The organism is Acinetobacter sp. PK01 (assembly GCF_022819285.1).
GTDB lineage: Bacteria > Pseudomonadota > Gammaproteobacteria > Pseudomonadales > Moraxellaceae > Acinetobacter > Acinetobacter tandoii.
Window position 1 is genome coordinate 3,064,548 of record NZ_CP094643.1, and the last position, 17,290, is coordinate 3,081,837.

The window sequence follows — 17,290 nt, forward strand, 5'->3', positions numbered from 1 at the left end:
TCTATTCAAATTCGATTATGATTCTCACAATAGTTGTAGCTCAGACCCGAGTCAATTCATGCGAGAAATCATTCTTATATCATTTTTGGGACCCGACCAGCCTAATCAATTCACTCGATTAATGCGGGTTTTGTCCACTCATTCCTTACAAATTCTAGATGTTGGACAAGCCGTCATCCATAATCAACTGACTCTAGGTATTGTTGTTTCGTCAGATGACCAGACTGCAACAGCATTAGCCATGAAGGAAATTCTGATTCTAGCACATGATATCGGCTTAACAGTGCGCTTTAAACCGATCTCTGCAACAGAATATGATCAATGGGTAAGTGAAGGTGGACGGACACGCTATATTGTTACGGCTTTGGCGCCTGAACTGACGGCTGCACATTTACAAGCTGTTACCAATATTGTGTCGAACCAAGGTTTTAATATCGAAACAGTGACCCGTTTATCAGGCCGTCCGCAACTACAAAATCAGTTGGAAGGGCCAAAACGCTCTTGCGTACAGTTTGGTCTAAGTGGACAAATGTTAGATGCAACAGCAATGCGCGCGGCTTGTTTACGTTTGTCTTCTGAACTCAGTATCGATATTGCGGTGCAAGAAGACAATGCTTATCGTCGTAACAGCCGTTTAGTCTGTTTTGACATGGATTCGACCCTCATTGAACAAGAGGTGATTGATGAATTGGCGATTGAAGCGGGTGTGGGTGAGCAAGTTGCAGAAATTACTGAACGTGCTATGCAAGGGGAACTGGATTTCCAACAAAGTTTCCGTGCGCGTGTGGCGTTATTGAAAGGTTTAGATGCTTCGGTATTGCCTAAAATTGCGGAACGCTTGACCATTACAGAAGGTGCAGAACGCTTAATTACAACCTTAAAATCATTAGGTTATAGAACAGCAATTTTATCGGGTGGCTTCCAGTACTTCGCAGAGTATTTACAAGCCAAACTCGGGATTGATGAAGTGCATGCCAATGTACTAGATGTACAAGATGGTTACGTCACAGGTGAAGTCAAAGGACATATTGTCGATGGTGCACGTAAGGCATTTTTGTTGAGTGAACTGGCAGATAATATGGGTATTTCACCAGAGCAAACCATTGCGGTGGGGGATGGTGCCAATGATTTACCCATGTTGTCTTTGGCAGGCTTAGGGGTTGCTTTCCGTGCGAAACCTTTAGTCCGTCAGAATGCCAATCAGGCGATTTCAAGTGTAGGACTCGATGGAGTTTTATACTTGTTGGGTGTGCATGATAAAGATCTTAACTGCGCGTAACCATTACAGTTTCATGAAAAAAACGCAATCTTAGGATTGCGTTTTTTGTTTTCTTCTGCGTGACTTTTGTATTAAAAAATCATCTAACGATTGGGCACAATCTGCTTCATATCGGCTATCTAAAAAATATTTTTTTCAGTGAAAAAACCCGTTGTTTTTTTGTAATGACACGCCAACTCATGGCATATCTTGCTTCCATTCAAGTCGAAATGACAAAAAATGTAATGACAAAATAATATTGCGACAATGTATGTCGTTTAATAAAAAAGCATGCCTTTTTTTCTGTTTAAAACTGCTCATAATGCTTGCATAGAGATGCAGATAAACAAATTTCACAAAATTAATATAGGTCGTGAGAATTAAGGGTTGAGTATCTGCCCAGACACGATTCCCATTGAAGACGGAGGTTTTTATGGTCACAGCGAATTTAGCAACCATAATTGGCTTGAGTTGTGTGGCTGTTGCATTGATTGCTGTTTTCTTCTCGCCTTATCGCCGTTGGCTGAGCTTTATGTTCGCAGGTATGATGTTCTGGGGCTTGTTAGAAATGATTCGACTCAGCATTCAGGTCGTATTTGATGTACCCATGGCGTATAGCTATTTGGCAGCGGTGAGTTTAGCCATGACGATGGTGACGCTATTATTGTTTCGAGAAGACCGTCGTGCTGAACGTGCTTTATCTAAACGTCGCTATATTGAACATACCCCTGTGTATGAGGACGATCAGCAGTACAGTAGTCGTTAAGCGTTTATTGCTCCTTTTCAGCCAAGGTGGGAAGGAGCTCAGTTTCGGTGAAGCCGAAAGCCTAAGAAAATATCCATAAAACTACCTTATATAGGTCGATATGGCTGATACTAGAGTAGGTTTGTCGCCTCAAGTGCTTTTTTATTTTTAATGTTATGGTTGTGATTGAATCCATTTCACTTATACAGGCTGTAATTGCTGATTTAAGTATTAGTAAAAAGACAGCCTTTTTATGATGAGAATAAAAATTTTGTTTGTGACTTTGGTGGTCGGATCAGGATTGTTATACAAAGCCTAGCTTCCATCAGAATTAAGTTATGGTAGGATGGAGCAGTCAATTTTTCTACAATTACAATAGGCTTCAAACGTCATGAAACTGTCTTCAATTCCAGTTGTCAAACTACCATTGGTCGATGTGAGCACGGATCCACTTGATCTTTTAGTGGCAAGTTTAGTATTGCGCATGAAACAACTGGCTCGTACCAGTCCAAAATTTATCGAGTTAATTCATGAGCGTCAGTTCCGTATTCAAATTGGGACAGATCAAGGCGTAGCGCGTCAAATTATTGTCGACAATGGACAAATTGATACAGTTTCAGGCGATGCAGAGAAAGCTGATTTTATCTTGCAATTTGCAGACAGCGAGCAAGGGGTGAAAACCTTGTTGAAAGGAGACCCTTCTGCATTTATGACTGGGATGCAAAATGGCAGCATCAAAATGGAAGGTGACTTCAGCTTGTTGGTTTGGTTTAACAAAGTTGCAAAATTGATTCCACCAAAATTACCAAAACCAGTGAAAGAGAAAATTCAATTGGCACGTCAATTCTTAAAAGAAAAGACAGGCCGATAAGTCTTTCACTGCGAAGCAATAAAAAGCCTACAATTCACTGTAGGCTTTTTTATTGCGGAATATTTTATTCAACTTCAAGTTGAAAAGTCACAGGACCATCATTAATTAAATGGACTTTCATGTCTGCTGCAAAAATGCCTGTTTGTACCTGTTCAAATTGGGATTTGGCATAGTCCACCAATTGTTCATACAAAACTTTGGCAGCATCAGGCGGCATTGCAGGGCCAAAATCTGGGCGTAAGCCTTTTTGCGTTTGCGCCATGAGGGTAAATTGCGACACCAACAATAAACCACCTTGAGCTTGTGCCACGTTCCAGCCCATTTTACCTTGTTCATCATCAAAAATTCGGTACTTGAGGATTTTATCAATCAACTTTTTGCCTTTTTCCAGTTGATCTTCTTTCCCTAGCCCTAAAAAGACCAGCAACCCATGTTGAATTTCACCCGTGACTTGACCGTCGACGATCACTTTGGCTTCAAGTACTCGTTGTAATAATGCACGCATATAAAAAACTGATATCAAAACACTCAAAATCAGTTTATCAAAAGCAGATAACCGATTTCATATATTATGCTGAGAAAGATTAAAATAAGTGATCATTAAAACCTTAAAAGTAATATGGTTTTATTTTGCAGATTAAGTTATGCTAAATCACTATTCAATTTAAAGAAAGGCATGGATGAATTTAAATCTTGCCTTACAATAATAAAATGATGATGATATTATCATTTTATGTTAATAATATGATAGAAAATGGCTATGGAAAATAAAACTGCAAGATTGACAATTTTGATTGACCCTATAAAAAAAGAAGCTTTTGAAGTGTTATGTAGTCAGCAAGATTTAAAACCCTCACAAGTGGTTCGACAGCTTATTCGTGAATATTTAAATACGCATGGTGTAGATTACGCAACAAAATTGAAAAATAATGTGCAAAATTCATCGGAAAAATGATACCAAAAAAGCCATCTATGAAAGATGGCTTTTTTTTTGCTCATCGCAAAAATTATGAGAAATCTAATTCTTTTTCAAACGCTTTTAATTCATGGCGAGCCATCGCAAGATTTGATTTGTGACGGTCTAAGACTAGATAGAGAAACAGTTCATCATTGCGGTCTAATGGGCGTAAAATGTGATATTGCTTACCTAAACTAATCAATACATCTTCAATATTATCTTTTAAATTTAAAGCACTCGCGACCTTTCGCTTTGCACGAATAACCTCTGTATTTCCCGCAGCTGCAAGTTCTAAATCTATTCCAGAACCTACCCCAGATAAAGATAAGCCACTTGAACTATCAACGAGTGCAGCAGCAACAAAACCGTCGATTTCAACTAACGGTTTTAAATCTAACTTAGCCATTGTTATTCTCCATACCAGCATGATTTATTGGGTAATATTATTAATTTTAATGGTGAATAATATTACTTTTTATTTGAAATTTGATGTTAATTTAAAGCAAATATAATTGCAATGAATGTTAATATAAATTCATTAAAAATGTATTTTATTATAATATTATGATAATAATATGCACATTTGGTCGCGGCGATCTATTGGCCTTCCATAACTGGAATCATTATTTTTTTGTTAAAAGGATAAGAAAAAAGAATAAATGACACTGGATGTTATGTAACAATGGATTCTGTGATTTATCGTGAATGAAGAACATTCCGAACGGATAGGCTATGCAACCAATAATTCAATCCTTGCTGGATACTGATTTATATAAATTTACGATGCTACAAGTGGTGTTACACAAGTTCCCACAAACGCACAGTGTTTACCATTTTCGTTGCCGCAATTTGGACGAGACGGTCTATCCCTTGGTGGATATCCTGCAAGATTTGAATGAGCAGTTAGATTATTTGTGTCAGCTTCGATTTAAAGAAGATGAATTGCAATATTTGCGTGGCTTACGTTTTATTAAAAGTGACTTTGTTGATTATTTGGAATTATTTCAACTCAAACGCCGTTTCATTCATACAGGCATAGACAGTGAAGGCCGTTTGGATATTTGGGTCGAAGGTCCAATGGTTCAAGCGATGATGTTCGAGATTTTTGTCTTGGCGATTGTCAACGAACTGTATTTTCAACGCATTCGTACACCAGAAATACTTGAAGAAGGTAAGCGTCGTCTTAAAGCCAAAATTGAATTCATTCAACAGTGTGAACAGCAGCAACAACCAGAAGATCCCCCGTTTCTGGTGTCTGACTTTGGCACCCGTCGTCGCTATAGTTTGACTTGGCAAAGACAGGTCATTCAGGCATTTCACCAAGCAGTACCGAATGTTTTCCGAGGGACCAGCAATGTGCTGTTGGCAAAAGAATTAGGAATTTCACCAATTGGCACCATGGCACATGAGTTTTTACAGGCCTTTCAGGCTTTAGATGTGCGTCTGCGCGATTTCCAAAAAGCCGCATTAGAGACTTGGGTACAGGAATATCGAGGTGATTTGGGTATTGCCCTGACTGATGTAGTGGGAATGGATGCTTTCCTGCGTGATTTTGATTTGTATTTTGCCAAATTGTTCGATGGCTTAAGACACGACAGTGGTGACCCTTTTGTTTGGGGAGACAAAGCCTATGAACATTACAAAACCTTAAAAATTGACAGCAGAACCAAAATGCTGACTTTCAGTGACGGTTTGAATTTACAAAAAGCGTGGGCATTACATCAATATTTCAAAGACCGTTTCAAAGTGAGCTTCGGTATAGGCACCAATCTGACCAATGATATGGGGCAGACTCCATTGAATATTGTATTGAAGTTGGTGGAATGTAATGGACAATCGGTGGCGAAAATTTCAGATAGTCCGGGTAAAACCATGACCGATAATGATACTTTCTTGGCCTATTTACGTCAGGTTTTTCAAATTACAGAGCTTGAGCATTAATTGATTTATATTGCTGATTTTCTGCAATGATCTCTAGGAAAATCGGCAGTTGGTAGACATGGGCTTATGCTAAGATCAAGCTGTTGCCAGAACAAAACGTGTAAAAAAGATGACGGAATCTACGCTAAATTTGGGTTTATTAATCGAGGTGGAAGAGCTACTTCCACATTTAGACAATGAAAAATTACGTATTGTGGATTTAAGTCGAAGTTCAGTCTATGAGCAGTTGCATATTCCACATGCGATTCCGCTTAAACCCGCGCAGTTGTTGCGTCAAGAAGAAAATGCAACGGGCTTGTTACCTCATGCTGAAGGTTTGCAGGCACTGATTCAGTATTTAAATATTAGTCCTGAACATCGTGTGGTGGTTTATGACGATGAAGGTGGCGCTTGGGCAGGGCGATTGATCTGGAATTTGCATTGCTTGGGTTTTTATAATACCTCGCTGCTCAATGGCGGTATTCATGCATGGTTAGGGCAAGGTTTGCCCACGACTTCAGAACAGGAGCAATTCGCTCCTGTAGAATCCTTAGTGCAAGTCAATTTGGCTGCACAAGATCAAGTCCGTATTGAATATCCCGAGTTGTTGTCTTTGGTACAGCAACAGGCCATTCAGCTTTGGGATTGTCGAACTGAAGATGAATATACGGGTTTAAGATTAGCAGCACGACGCGGTGGTCATATTCCAAATGCGCGCCATTTTGAATGGAGTACTGCACTTAACCGTGAAAATCATTTAAAATTGCATGCTTTAGAACGCACACAACAACGCTTAGAACAACAAGGTTTCAATTTACAAGAACCTGTCGTGGTGTACTGTCAGTCACATCATCGTTCAGGTTTGGCTTATATTTTGGGTCGTGTATTGGGTTGGAATATTCGAGCTTATGATGGTGCGTGGAGTGAATGGGGCAATCGCCTCGATAGTCCAATCGTTACTGGAGAGTTACCGTCTTGAGCCTCACCTCGCGTTTAACAAAACAATTCTTTATTCAGGCGCAACGTGTTGTGCCACAACATCAACTCTCGCGTGTGGTAGGTAAGATTGCTGCCAGTGAACATCCATTGATTAAAAACACGGCAATTTCTGCATTTAAAGCGCAATATGGCATTGATATGTCAATTGCAGAGCAAAAAAATGCGTTGAAATACAAGTCATTCAATGAATTTTTTACCCGAGCTTTGCAAGAGGGTGTACGTGAGATTGATGCCGATGAGACAAGCATTGTATCTCCTGCCGATGGGGCAATTTCACAATTGGGGCATATTGAATCTGGTGAAGTGTTCCAAGCCAAAGGGCAAAGTTTTTCGGTTGAAAAGCTGATTGCTGATCCTCAATTAGCAGAGCCATTCAAACACGGTGAATTTGCAACGGTATATCTATCTCCGCGCGATTATCACCGTGTACATATGCCGTTTGCAGGTACGCTCACCGAAACTTTATATGTGCCGGGTGAATTGTTCTCTGTGAACCAGACAACGGCTGAAAATATTCCAGGTTTGTTCGCACGTAATGAGCGTATGGTGTGCCTGTTCGATACCGAATTGGGGCGTATGGCAGTGGTGTTAGTCGGTGCGATGATTGTGGCAGGCATCGAAACGGTTGCGACAGGCAAAGTGAAACCAACGGGGCGTTTAGAGTTGAACCAGCACAATCTATTCCTTGAAAAAGGTGCAGAGCTAGGACGTTTTTACTTAGGTTCGACGGCAATTGTCTTGTTTGAACAAAATAAAATGCAGTGGGATGCCCAGTTTAAAGCCAATTCGACAGTAGTGATGGGCGAAGCATTGGGGCATACCCTGTAATGATGGCTTTGAGATGGTTGTTAGATGCAACCATCTCAATCCTTATTTTTTAAATCATATAATAATCATTGCTGAGTAAAACAATTTTTAGCTCAAGTGGTACAGGCGTTCTTTGGGAAATACAACTTTAAAAGTCGAGCCTTGATTTTCTTTGGATTCAATTTCTAAATGTGCATTGTGCTGCATCAGTACGTGTTTCACAATTGCCAGTCCTAAACCCGTTCCACCTGTTTGACGACTACGTGCGCTATCCACACGATAAAAGCGTTCGGTTAAGCGTGGCAAATGTTTCGGATCAATACCAATACCCGTATCTTCAACCGTGAAATAACCATGTTCGCCATCATCATGCCAACCCATGGTAATAGTACCGCCTTTCGGGGTGTATTTAATCGCATTGGTAATGAGGTTGCTAAACGCACTGGCCAACTCGGTATCTGAACCAATGAGGTCGCAATGACTGTCGATGTCCAAATTCAGGGTATGGCCATAATCCACGTTATAGGCCTGCGCATCATCGAATAACTGATTCATCAGGCTTGGCATTTCAATAATCTGGTTTTTGGCAATTTGCTTATTATTTTCCAAACGGGATAACAGCAAGAGGTCATTGACCAAGGCATTCATACGTTTAGTCTGTGCCTGCATTTGCTCAAACGCACGCTTCCAACGTGGGTTTAAATCTTCTTGATCGGTAAAGGTTTCAATATAACCACTGAGTACTGTTAAAGGCGTACGTAATTCATGTGAAATATTATCGACAAAATCTTTACGCATTTGCTCCAAGTTATGCATCCGAGTCACATCATATGCTACTAAAAGACGGCTTTCACCGCCAAAGCGAGTCATTTTGATTTGTACGTAATGATCTTCAAACACTGAGGATTTCATTTTAATCCCATCAGGGATTTGATCGCTTTGTTTGAAATATTCAATAAAACTCGGCTGGCGTAGAATGGTCATAATATTGCGACCACGATCTAGCGCCTGAATGCCCAATAATTTTTCTGCCGCGGGATTCCACCATTCAATTTGATGTGACTCATCAATTAACACCACGGCTTCTGCCAGTGCCACCAAAGAGGATTGTGCACGGTCAATCAAGCCAACCATTTCGGCTTGAACAATACGTTCTTGGCGCTGTGCACGATAGACATTAAATAATAATGCTCCCCAGATGCCATTTAAATTGGGCGGAACATCATAAGGACGGTTAGAAATCCATTCATTGACCAAGTACAAAGAGCGCAGTTGGAAACCGAAGAAAATGGTAAAAGCAGTAAAAATACAAACCCAAAAATACCCGATGCCAAACCCGATCAAGCTTGCAATCAGCAATAGAAAAACCAGTAAACGTAAATCTTGTTTGGCAAATATCCATAAACTGCTGTAACGGAATTTTTGATGCTCACGCGCCAGTTCGGGGACAGGGTAGGGTTCATACATAAAACTAAAATTAACCTAAAGCTACATCAGCACGAGTGGAGAAGCGGTAACCCGTTCCACGCACGGTTTGAACAAAACGGTCTGCACCATAGGGTTCTAAGACTTTGCGTAAACGGCGAATATGGACATCAATAGTACGGTCTTCAATATAGACATTTCCACCCCAAACTTGATCAAGCAGTTGCGCACGGGTATAAGCACGCTCAGGATGTGTCATGAAGAAGGCCAATAAACGATATTCAGTTGGACCCATTTCTAGAATATTATTGCCAAAACTCACGCGTTGGCTGACTGGGTCAAGCAATAAACCATTGGCATCAATGGTTTTTTCTCCACTCAGAGCATTGGCGCGACGCAGAACAGCTTTAATGCGCGATACCAATTCACGTGTCGAAAAAGGTTTGGTCATGTAGTCATCTGCACCTGCATCGAGACCTTGGACTTTATGGTCTTCTTCTCCGCGTGCAGTGAGCATAATCACAGGAATTTCAGATAAATTTTCATCGCGTTTAAGGCGACGACAGAGATCGACACCGCTGACACCACCAGGCATCATCCAGTCGAGCAGAATTAACGCTGGGCGTTGATCGACAATCATTTGATGCGCCTGTTTTGCATCTTCTGCCTGTAAGCATTGAAAGCCTGCCATATCCAAAGAGGTATGAATCATCTCTCGAATTGGAAGTTCGTCATCGACGATTAGTATGTAGTCATCTTTCACAACGCAATATCCTATTGATGATAACGGTAGGCCGTTTTTTATTTATGACAGGCTTATTACAAAGATTAATTATGACAGTATCATTGCAGAATAGGGCAGAATCCCAATTTTCGCAAAGTTTTGTGACAATTTTTAGTCGAATTCGTGAACAATTTTAGACAAACTTAATGGCTGCCTTAAAATCTGGTTCAATTCTTTTGTAAAAATTAAATTGCTGTAATTTAATTTTTTTTCTCAGAAAATGATTCGAGTAGAGCTAAAAAAACCACTCGACATGATGCCAATACATCGTCCAGAGACTGTTTAAAGCCACTGATGACCCAACGAATCGCGATCTGGGTAACATAACCATTTAAGCCTGTAGAAACCCATGAAATTTCACGTTCTGAATGCGGGATATTCGGCATCATTAACATGACAAAAGCATGAATCATACGGTCAAAACGCAACATGGTTTCGTGAATGGTGGCTTGGTTATGTAGTTCTTGTACCAGCATAGCATCGATATAAATAATACGTGCCATACGTGGGTTGTCTTTGAGCGTGGTGAGTAGAGCAGTTAAGCCAGCATCGACCATTTTTTCATGACTGTTCGAGGCTTGCATAATCGCTTGCATGACATTTTGTTGCAGTTCATCAATCAGTTTTAAAAAGATGGTTTGGAAAAGTTGATCACTTTTTTTAAAGGATTCATAAAAATAGCGTTCGGTCAGTTTGGCTTCATTGCAAATGTCTTTGACTGTGACGGCAAAGAAACCATGTGTGCCATAAACTTCAATACCTGCCTCGATGAGTTTTTCACGACGTGCCTGTTGACGTTCAGTCAAAGAGAGTCCTTTAAACTGGCGTTCTTTATTTTTTAACGGTTGGTTATTTTTTCCTGCATCGTTGGTATTGGAATAAGTCATAAAGATAAAACGTAGCAAAGACCGCCTATAGTTTAACAACAATTGCTGCAAATGCCTAAATTAAACGCAGGATTCGGCTCAAAGGAGATTCGTCAGACAATTATTGACAATGAGTATTGTCAAATTTATATTGAGAGTGTCATTTGCATCATGCATAAAATAATGGGGGTAGCTTTGTCATACCGCCTTAGGAACCAATAAGGATAGAAAATGAAAACATTTAACAATAAAATCGCCGCCGTAACAGGTGCGGGTTCAGGGATTGGTCAACAGTTGGCATTGCTTTTAGCCAAGCAAGGTTGCCATCTTTCTTTAAGTGATATTAATGAACAAGGTTTGGCAAAAACCGTGGAATTACTCAAAGACAGCAATGTGCGAGTGACCACCAAAAAACTAGATGTATCTGACCGTGAAGCCATGCGTACTTGGGCAGAAGAAACGGTACAAAATCATGGTTCAGTCAATATGATTTTTAACAATGCTGGGGTGGCGTTGGGCTCGACAGTAGAAGGTGCGAGTTATGATGAACTAGAATGGATTGTAGGGATTAATTTTTGGGGAGTTGTGTACGGAACCAAAGAATTTTTGCCGTTGATTAAGCAAACAGGCGATGGTCATATCATCAACATTTCTAGCTTATTCGGTTTAACGGCTCAACCCACCCAATCGGCTTATAATGCCACCAAGTTTGCGGTTCGTGGTTTTACCGAATCCCTACGTCAGGAACTGGATATTGAAAACTGTGGCGTTAGCGCGCTGTGTGTACATCCAGGTGGTATTCGTACCAATATTGCCAATGATGCGCGTATGAATGACAGCTTACGTAGCTTGGGGATGAATCCAGAAAAATCGGCACGCGCATTTAATAAGTTATTACGTATTCCACCAGAAGAAGCGGCACGTCAAATTTTAGCTGCGGTACAAAAGGATAAGCGTCGTGTATTGATTGGCAATGATGCTAAATCTTTAGATCTGATTCAGCGTATTTTGCCAACAGGCTATCAAAAAGTGACGGCTATGGCGACGTCATTCAGCAAGCGTTTTAAATAACAAGCAGAGTAAATAAAAAGCAGGTATCGATCTTCAGATCAACACCTGCTTTTTTGTGTATGGTTTATCAAATTAAACTTTCTACGGTTTTCTTTTTCCAGACAAATTGGTAATACAGACCTTGCATCACACATAGGCAGACAAAGGCAAGTGCATAGGCATACCATATACCTTGCAGTCCCCACCAGTCACTAAATAAATAAGCGCAGGGAACTTCAATAGCAATAATGGCAACAATGTTGATGATCATCGGAACGGTGACAGTACCACTGGCACGCATAATCGATGCGAAAATTGCGCTGGCACCAAAGAATAAAATGGACCATAACACAATAAATAAAAGCTGTTGACCCAGTTCGACCACAGCATGATCTGTAATAAAAAGTGCCATCAGATATTTTGAAAATAAATAGCCCAAGACCACCAATAATCCTGTAATCGCAATATTCATCCCGAGTGCGGTACGTGTAACTTTGGAGAGTAATTCTGACTTTCCAGCGCCAATCGCTTGAGCGGCAAAAATCGATGCAGCAATCGCAATCGAAAGTGCAGGAAACTGAATATAATTCAGAACCTGATTCACAGCTCCATAGGCAGCAGTCGCATCAGCACCATGACGATTGACTAATCCTACAATCACCAAACCAGCAACCGAAGTCGTGACCATTTGTATCCCAGTTGGAATACCGAGGCGTAAAATAATTTGACACAGTTGGCGGTCAAAACGAATATGACGCAGCATCTGCGCGTCGAGTCGAAGTGGATGTCGTTTATAGCCCAGATAAAAATATAAGAAAATGAGAACAGAAACAAAACCTAGGGTAGATGCAATCGCAGGTGCAACAATTCCCAGTCGAGGAAAGCCCCAATAGCCTGCAATCAAGACAGGAGTCACGCAAAGGCCTACTAAAATGGTCATGCCTGAAGCGATTAAAGGGGTAGTGCTATCGCCCACACCGCGTAAAATGGAGGTATAAATAATATAGATAAATAATAAAGGACTACCTGCGAGCATCCACTGCACATAAGGCAAGGACAAATGCATGACGGCTTCATCCGTACCCAATGCCAATAACACATGGCGGGAAAATACTACCCCTAGTAGGGCAATGATACTTCCACCAATCAGGGTCATAAATAGGGTCGAGCCAACCACCGCCCGCACTTTTTCTATATTCTGTGCACCCCATGCCTGTCCGATCAGTACGGTTGAACCTGCGGACAAACCAATCACAAAGGCCATTAAAAAGAACAAAATCGGAAAAAATACCGCCACTGCGGCAATCGCTTGTACCCCCATCATCTGCCCGACAAAGACCGTATTAATTGTCCCTGATAGATTTTGCAGAATATTGGTGGCAATCAACGGCATCAGGAAAATAAAAAATGCTTTCCATAGCTTTTGATGTTGCACCAAAGGGTTGTGTGCCGACATAGATGATCCTGTGCTCTTTTTTATCGTATTGTTTCAGCTTACCCTAGCACAGTTAGCATATAAAAAATGGATGTATTTCAGTAAGCAAAGCCATATTTCATCAGTTGTTTTTTACGCTTGGATTGGCTTTATACCGTACTGAGAATTTGGGTGGCTTGGGTCAAGGTCTGTTCAGTTTTGGCAAAGCAGAAGCGAATTAGTTTTAAATCTTCAGGTGGTTGCTGATAAAACACGGAAATGGGAATCGCCACAATGCCATGCTGTTCTGCAAGGAAGTGGCACATGTCAACATCATTCAAATCGGGGCGAATCGCACGATAATCCAGATTTTGGAAATAGGTGCCTTGAGAGGGCGTCAATGTAAATCGGGAAGCTGCTAATCCTGCATTAAATAAATCACGTTTTTGCTGATAAAAACGAGCAAGCTGCTGAATATGTTCAGGATATTCTTGCATGTACTGTGCTAAAGCGACTTGAACTGGAGTGACCCCACAAAAATTGGCAAATTGATAAACTTGACGAAAGACCCGCATCAACTCAGGCGCAGCCACACAATACCCTGTTTTCCAACCAGTCACATGGAAGGTTTTTCCGAATGAACCGACCACAAAACACCGTTCACGTAGCTCTGGAAAAGACAAGGCCGAATAGTGCTGTTGTTCATCGTATACCAAGTGTTCATAGACTTCGTCTGAGAGCACCACAATATTGCGATTTTGGATCAGTTGAATCAGCTGTTGCCAATCTTGCTTCGACCAAATCGCCCCCGTTGGATTATGTGGTGTATTGACAATAATCATGCGGGTTTTGGCATTAATTGCGTTGGCAACTCGGTTCCAGTCCACATGAAAATGCGGTGCCATTAAAGGAATATGAACTGCTTTTGCACCGACCAAAGCAATACTTGGTGCGTAGCTGTCATAACTCGGATTAAACACAATGACTTCATCACCCGCATGCACAATGGCTTGAATGGCACTAAACAGGGCAATGGTCGCTCCTGGTGTGATGGTTATTTCTTGGATGGGATCAATCACCAGCTCATCACGCTGAAGAAATTGCGCAGCCACTTGCTGGCGTAAGCTAAGTAAGCCATCACCTGCTGCATATTGATTGGAACCATGTAAAGTCGCATGGCTTAAGGCTTCAACCAAGGCTTGCGGGGGAGCAAAGTCAGGAAAGCCCTGTGATAAATTGAGTGCATTCAGCCGTTGCGCCATGGCCGTCATCTGGCTAAAAATCGTGACCCCTTGGGCAGGAAGTTTGGAATGAATTTCAAGCATGACCACAGACCTATCGGATGAATAAACCGATTTAATTTAGCATGTTGCAAGGTTTGTACAAGTTTAAATCTATTTATTTCTCTGTCTGAACCGTGTCGTAAACTAGAGCAAATAATCGACCACAGCCCGAATAATCCCCAGTGCGAGACCAATAAAGGCACCCACCACCACGCCATTCACACGAATCATATGCAGGTCGCCACCGACCTCATTTTCAATTTTACCAATCATCTCGCGTGAGTCCCATTCATGAATGCGTTCACTAATAAAACGAATCACTTTTTCACTGTATTGATCACTCAAATTAACCGCCAGACTGCTCATGCGATCATTCAATAACTGGCGGACAGCCTGATTGGCAATGATATTCTCTCCAACCTGTTGAATTGCCACGCGTAGATTGGCTGCAATGCCTGAATCAGGCTGCATTAAATCGGCTTTAATGGCATCACATAAAATCACCACCGCACCACGAATAAAATTCAGCACTTGAGGGCTATCCAGTAAGGCATCTTTACCTTGATTTAAGCGTTGGCTTGCGACACTGTTCCGATCGGTTAATTGCAGCATCAGTTCTTGGGCAGTTTCTTCAATCTGTTGTCGCCAAGGGTGCTCTGGATTGGCGAGCATGGATTCTACCCGTTCAATCAGTGAGTCAATGGTGCGTTGTTGCACATCAATCCCAATCCAACTGGCACCTTTGGCCAATTTAGAGACCCCAAGTTCTTTAAACAGCTTTTGCGTGAGTTCGCGGGTTTGCTCTGGATGGTTGATCATCCAGTCATGCACGATATCTAGGCCACGTTGCAATACATCTTGGTGGAAGTCATTTTCAATGACCGCACGCAGCATTTCACTGGCCAGCATGTTGATATTGGTATTGCGCACCCATTGCACACTATTGTTTTGAATAAAGCGACCAATCTGCTCTTGCCCAACAAAGTCAAAGATTTTCGGGACGGTTTGCTGAATCACTTGCGTGACTTGCGTGTTGTTGTGAGGATTGGCTAACCATTGACCCACTGCCAGACTCAAGTCGATATTTTTGAGACTGCGTTCGACCACTTGAGGGGAAAGAAAATTCTCTTGGACAAAACGCCCCATAGACTCGGCAATACGCGCCTTGTTACGTGGAATAATTTCGGTATGGTCACGCAAAAAATTGGGAATTGGCATTTTGCCAAAAGGATTGCGGAACAATACGGTGATGGCATACCAATCTGCCAACCCACCGACAACACCAGCTTCTGCAGACAACATGAAAATATGAATCAGCCATGCATACTCGGGCATGAATTTGGCGAGCACCATGAGCACAATCCATGTCATGACCGCCAGCAATAAAGCAATATTTGCGAAGCGTTTACTTCGTTGCAAGCTTTCAGAACTGGTGGTCGCTACATGCATAGAATTGTCCTAATCTTATTTTTGGGTTGGAGCAGATACTTCGGGTTGTGGTTGAATGACCTCGCCTGTAGAGGTCAGTCCATATTTTTTTCCCAAAGACTGTAAGATGAGTGTGGCATCAAAAGCATCGCTAGGTACTTTGTCTTTTTCTTTAAAACACTTAATGGTATACGAGACTTGCACAGGGTCAATATTCACCACCTGTGGTGTGTCGTAGAATGGGTCAGGCCAATATCCTGGATAGCGGCGGTAATAGCCACGTGGATAGTAACCATAAGGGTAAAAAGACGGTGAGCGATAGACTACCGCTTGACGAGGTGGTTTATTGGTCAAATTACTGGGGTCATCTAGGACTTTAAAATAACGAAAGCCATTTTTGACTGTAGTTTGAGCTGCCTTGACCAAGGTAATTTCTTCTGCGACGCCATAGTTCATATTGGGGTCGGCTTCAAAACTGATCCGATAGGTCTGTGTATTCATGGGATAGGTATTAAACTGTCCCAACTGATCAAAGGTTCGAGGTTTGGATGGTGTAGAAGCACAGCCCGCCAGTGCAAGTGTGATAAGTGTCAGGGCAATAAGCTTAGTTTTCATGTGTATACTCCGCAGACTGCTGATGAAATAGGGGAGAAAGAAGACACACCACTCAGGGTTAAAAATGGCTATTTGGTTGTGTCAAAAATTCTAATTCTTCAGCGCTAGATGATCGTCCTAGAATGTGATTTCGGTGTGGATAGCGTCCAAATCGGTCAATAATAGCTTTATGTTGTCGTTCAAATTCTAAGGCAATCGGATGTCCCAATTGTTCAAATAATTTTAACCCAAATTCATGTACACGTTGCGACTCGCTGTGCATAAAAGGCATATATAAGAAATAACGGTGTTCTGGGCTGAGTTCTAGGTCATGTTGACCTAAAATGGCTTCTTGTGCCAACCCTAACGCAAGTCCATCTTGCGCAAAGGCCTGTGCTTGATCACGAAATAAATTGCGGGAAAATTGATCTAGAATAATCACTTCGGCAAGACGCCCTTCAGGCTGTTGACGCCATTCCCACAGTTCAGCTAAAGCAGCTTGCTGATGTATCTGGCCAAACTTTTCTGCTAACATTCGATCAAATTCGCTGCTTTTGGCAAACCAGTGCGGTTGGGTTTCGGGGGCAAACCAAAAGTTTAAAATATCCTGATAATTCATTTTTATTACAGATCCTTAGCACTTATTCTTCCATAAAATCATATTTTTTGGGTGTCTTATAGAGTAACTTTGTGATAAAAAATTGCCGCAATAGGTGCACTTTTTCAGAAATTTTTATATTGACCCGTTGAACATAAGCGATGTTACCCATATTAATGCTACTGATCTGATTTAGTGGATCTTTTTGACAGAAGCAGCAAATGTTGCGAATCTGTTTGAAAAATAGACAGCGTGTCATGTGGTGGCATCAAATCACAGTAGACTGATAT

18 protein-coding genes are annotated in these 17,290 nt (G+C 41.4%); 8 read left to right on the forward strand and 10 right to left on the reverse strand.

What is annotated here, in order from left to right:
- Positions 1–58 precede the first annotated feature (58 nt).
- The 3 genes from serB to MP622_RS14480 all read left to right on the forward strand — a co-directional run bounded on the left by serB (position 59) and on the right by MP622_RS14480 (position 2,874).
- Positions 59–1,279: a phosphoserine phosphatase SerB gene (gene serB, locus MP622_RS14470; protein ID WP_016168890.1), complete on the forward strand. Its 1,221-nt coding sequence runs from the start codon at positions 59–61 to the stop codon at positions 1,277–1,279.
- A 412-nt stretch (positions 1,280–1,691) separates the two neighbouring features.
- A complete protein-coding gene (gene aciT, locus MP622_RS14475) occupies positions 1,692–2,024 on the forward strand; it encodes a ciprofloxacin tolerance protein AciT (RefSeq protein ID WP_016168889.1) in 333 nt (110 codons plus the stop codon).
- Positions 2,025–2,394: 370 nt separating this feature from the next.
- A complete protein-coding gene (locus tag MP622_RS14480; protein WP_016168888.1) occupies positions 2,395–2,874 on the forward strand; it encodes an SCP2 sterol-binding domain-containing protein in 480 nt (159 codons plus the stop codon).
- A gap of 64 nt (positions 2,875–2,938) precedes the next feature.
- On the opposite strand, the gene dtd is transcribed toward MP622_RS14480, so the two are convergent.
- Complete coding sequence (dtd, locus tag MP622_RS14485) at positions 2,939–3,379, reverse strand: D-aminoacyl-tRNA deacylase (protein WP_151505074.1); 441 nt, start codon at positions 3,377–3,379, stop codon at positions 2,939–2,941.
- Between the two features lie 255 nt (positions 3,380–3,634).
- Here dtd and MP622_RS14490 point away from each other — a divergent pair, with 255 nt between their 5' ends.
- On the forward strand, positions 3,635–3,829 hold the full coding sequence (locus tag MP622_RS14490; RefSeq protein ID WP_044738931.1) for a hypothetical protein: 195 nt from the start codon (positions 3,635–3,637) through the stop codon (positions 3,827–3,829).
- 52 nt (positions 3,830–3,881) lie between these two features.
- On the opposite strand, the gene MP622_RS14495 is transcribed toward MP622_RS14490, so the two are convergent.
- Positions 3,882–4,238 (reverse strand): hypothetical protein, encoded by a 357-nt coding sequence (locus tag MP622_RS14495; protein WP_044738844.1) that lies wholly within the window; start codon positions 4,236–4,238, stop codon positions 3,882–3,884.
- Positions 4,239–4,564: 326 nt separating this feature from the next.
- Here MP622_RS14495 and pncB point away from each other — a divergent pair, with 326 nt between their 5' ends.
- The 3 genes from pncB to asd all read left to right on the forward strand — a co-directional run bounded on the left by pncB (position 4,565) and on the right by asd (position 7,579).
- Positions 4,565–5,773, forward strand: a complete 1,209-nt coding sequence (pncB, locus tag MP622_RS14500; protein WP_243791544.1) for a nicotinate phosphoribosyltransferase — start codon at positions 4,565–4,567, stop codon at positions 5,771–5,773.
- Positions 5,774–5,882: 109 nt separating this feature from the next.
- Positions 5,883–6,731 carry a sulfurtransferase gene (locus MP622_RS14505; protein WP_044738846.1) on the forward strand — a complete coding sequence of 283 codons (849 nt, stop codon included), beginning with the start codon at positions 5,883–5,885 and terminating at the stop codon, positions 6,729–6,731.
- Positions 6,728–7,579 (forward strand): archaetidylserine decarboxylase, encoded by an 852-nt coding sequence (asd, locus tag MP622_RS14510; RefSeq protein WP_016168884.1) that lies wholly within the window; start codon positions 6,728–6,730, stop codon positions 7,577–7,579. Before MP622_RS14505 ends, asd begins: the two co-directional genes overlap by 4 nt.
- Before the next feature lie 87 nt (positions 7,580–7,666).
- Here the strand turns inward: asd and phoR are convergent, their stop codons facing one another.
- The 3 genes from phoR to MP622_RS14525 form a co-directional block, all read right to left on the reverse strand.
- Complete coding sequence (gene phoR, locus MP622_RS14515) at positions 7,667–9,025, reverse strand: phosphate regulon sensor histidine kinase PhoR (protein ID WP_016168883.1); 1,359 nt, start codon at positions 9,023–9,025, stop codon at positions 7,667–7,669.
- Between the two features lie 10 nt (positions 9,026–9,035).
- Positions 9,036–9,746, reverse strand: a complete 711-nt coding sequence (gene phoB / locus MP622_RS14520) for a phosphate regulon transcriptional regulator PhoB (protein ID WP_016168882.1) — start codon at positions 9,744–9,746, stop codon at positions 9,036–9,038.
- Positions 9,747–9,967: 221 nt separating this feature from the next.
- Positions 9,968–10,654: a TetR family transcriptional regulator gene (locus MP622_RS14525; RefSeq protein WP_016168881.1), complete on the reverse strand. Its 687-nt coding sequence runs from the start codon at positions 10,652–10,654 to the stop codon at positions 9,968–9,970.
- Positions 10,655–10,864: 210 nt separating this feature from the next.
- Between MP622_RS14525 and MP622_RS14530 the strand changes: the two genes are divergently transcribed.
- Entirely contained in the window at positions 10,865–11,704 is an 840-nt protein-coding gene (locus tag MP622_RS14530) for an SDR family NAD(P)-dependent oxidoreductase (protein ID WP_243791546.1), read from the forward strand.
- A 67-nt stretch (positions 11,705–11,771) separates the two neighbouring features.
- Here the strand turns inward: MP622_RS14530 and MP622_RS14535 are convergent, their stop codons facing one another.
- The 5 genes from MP622_RS14535 to MP622_RS14555 all read right to left on the reverse strand — a co-directional run bounded on the left by MP622_RS14535 (position 11,772) and on the right by MP622_RS14555 (position 17,021).
- Positions 11,772–13,139, reverse strand: a complete 1,368-nt coding sequence (locus tag MP622_RS14535; RefSeq protein ID WP_016168879.1) for an MATE family efflux transporter — start codon at positions 13,137–13,139, stop codon at positions 11,772–11,774.
- Between the two features lie 128 nt (positions 13,140–13,267).
- Positions 13,268–14,422 carry a methionine aminotransferase gene (locus tag MP622_RS14540; protein ID WP_243791547.1) on the reverse strand — a complete coding sequence of 385 codons (1,155 nt, stop codon included), beginning with the start codon at positions 14,420–14,422 and terminating at the stop codon, positions 13,268–13,270.
- A gap of 102 nt (positions 14,423–14,524) precedes the next feature.
- Entirely contained in the window at positions 14,525–15,829 is a 1,305-nt protein-coding gene (locus MP622_RS14545) for a DUF445 domain-containing protein (RefSeq protein ID WP_243791549.1), read from the reverse strand.
- A gap of 15 nt (positions 15,830–15,844) precedes the next feature.
- Complete coding sequence (locus tag MP622_RS14550; RefSeq protein ID WP_243791551.1) at positions 15,845–16,423, reverse strand: hypothetical protein; 579 nt, start codon at positions 16,421–16,423, stop codon at positions 15,845–15,847.
- 58 nt (positions 16,424–16,481) lie between these two features.
- Positions 16,482–17,021 carry a DUF924 family protein gene (locus tag MP622_RS14555; RefSeq protein ID WP_243791553.1) on the reverse strand — a complete coding sequence of 180 codons (540 nt, stop codon included), beginning with the start codon at positions 17,019–17,021 and terminating at the stop codon, positions 16,482–16,484.
- Positions 17,022–17,290: the final 269 nt, after the last annotated feature.

Bases quoted from the DNA above. Each gene is read 5' to 3' on its own strand.
- aciT (WP_016168889.1), top strand. From the start codon at position 1,692: ATGGTCACAGCGAATTTAGCAACCATAATTGGCTTGAGTTGTGTGGCT.
- dtd (WP_151505074.1), bottom strand. From the start codon at position 3,379: ATGCGTGCATTATTACAACGAGTACTTGAAGCCAAAGTGATCGTCGAC.
- MP622_RS14525 (WP_016168881.1), bottom strand. From the start codon at position 10,654: ATGACTTATTCCAATACCAACGATGCAGGAAAAAATAACCAACCGTTA.
- MP622_RS14555 (WP_243791553.1), bottom strand. From the start codon at position 17,021: ATGAATTATCAGGATATTTTAAACTTTTGGTTTGCCCCCGAAACCCAA.
- MP622_RS14490 (WP_044738931.1), top strand. From the start codon at position 3,635: ATGGAAAATAAAACTGCAAGATTGACAATTTTGATTGACCCTATAAAA.
- MP622_RS14505 (WP_044738846.1), top strand. From the start codon at position 5,883: ATGACGGAATCTACGCTAAATTTGGGTTTATTAATCGAGGTGGAAGAG.
- MP622_RS14545 (WP_243791549.1), bottom strand. From the start codon at position 15,829: ATGCATGTAGCGACCACCAGTTCTGAAAGCTTGCAACGAAGTAAACGC.
- MP622_RS14535 (WP_016168879.1), bottom strand. From the start codon at position 13,139: ATGTCGGCACACAACCCTTTGGTGCAACATCAAAAGCTATGGAAAGCA.
- phoR (WP_016168883.1), bottom strand. From the start codon at position 9,025: ATGTATGAACCCTACCCTGTCCCCGAACTGGCGCGTGAGCATCAAAAA.
- MP622_RS14530 (WP_243791546.1), top strand. From the start codon at position 10,865: ATGAAAACATTTAACAATAAAATCGCCGCCGTAACAGGTGCGGGTTCA.
- pncB (WP_243791544.1), top strand. From the start codon at position 4,565: ATGCAACCAATAATTCAATCCTTGCTGGATACTGATTTATATAAATTT.
- MP622_RS14550 (WP_243791551.1), bottom strand. From the start codon at position 16,423: ATGAAAACTAAGCTTATTGCCCTGACACTTATCACACTTGCACTGGCG.
- MP622_RS14495 (WP_044738844.1), bottom strand. From the start codon at position 4,238: ATGGCTAAGTTAGATTTAAAACCGTTAGTTGAAATCGACGGTTTTGTT.
- MP622_RS14540 (WP_243791547.1), bottom strand. From the start codon at position 14,422: ATGCTTGAAATTCATTCCAAACTTCCTGCCCAAGGGGTCACGATTTTT.
- MP622_RS14480 (WP_016168888.1), top strand. From the start codon at position 2,395: ATGAAACTGTCTTCAATTCCAGTTGTCAAACTACCATTGGTCGATGTG.
- serB (WP_016168890.1), top strand. From the start codon at position 59: ATGCGAGAAATCATTCTTATATCATTTTTGGGACCCGACCAGCCTAAT.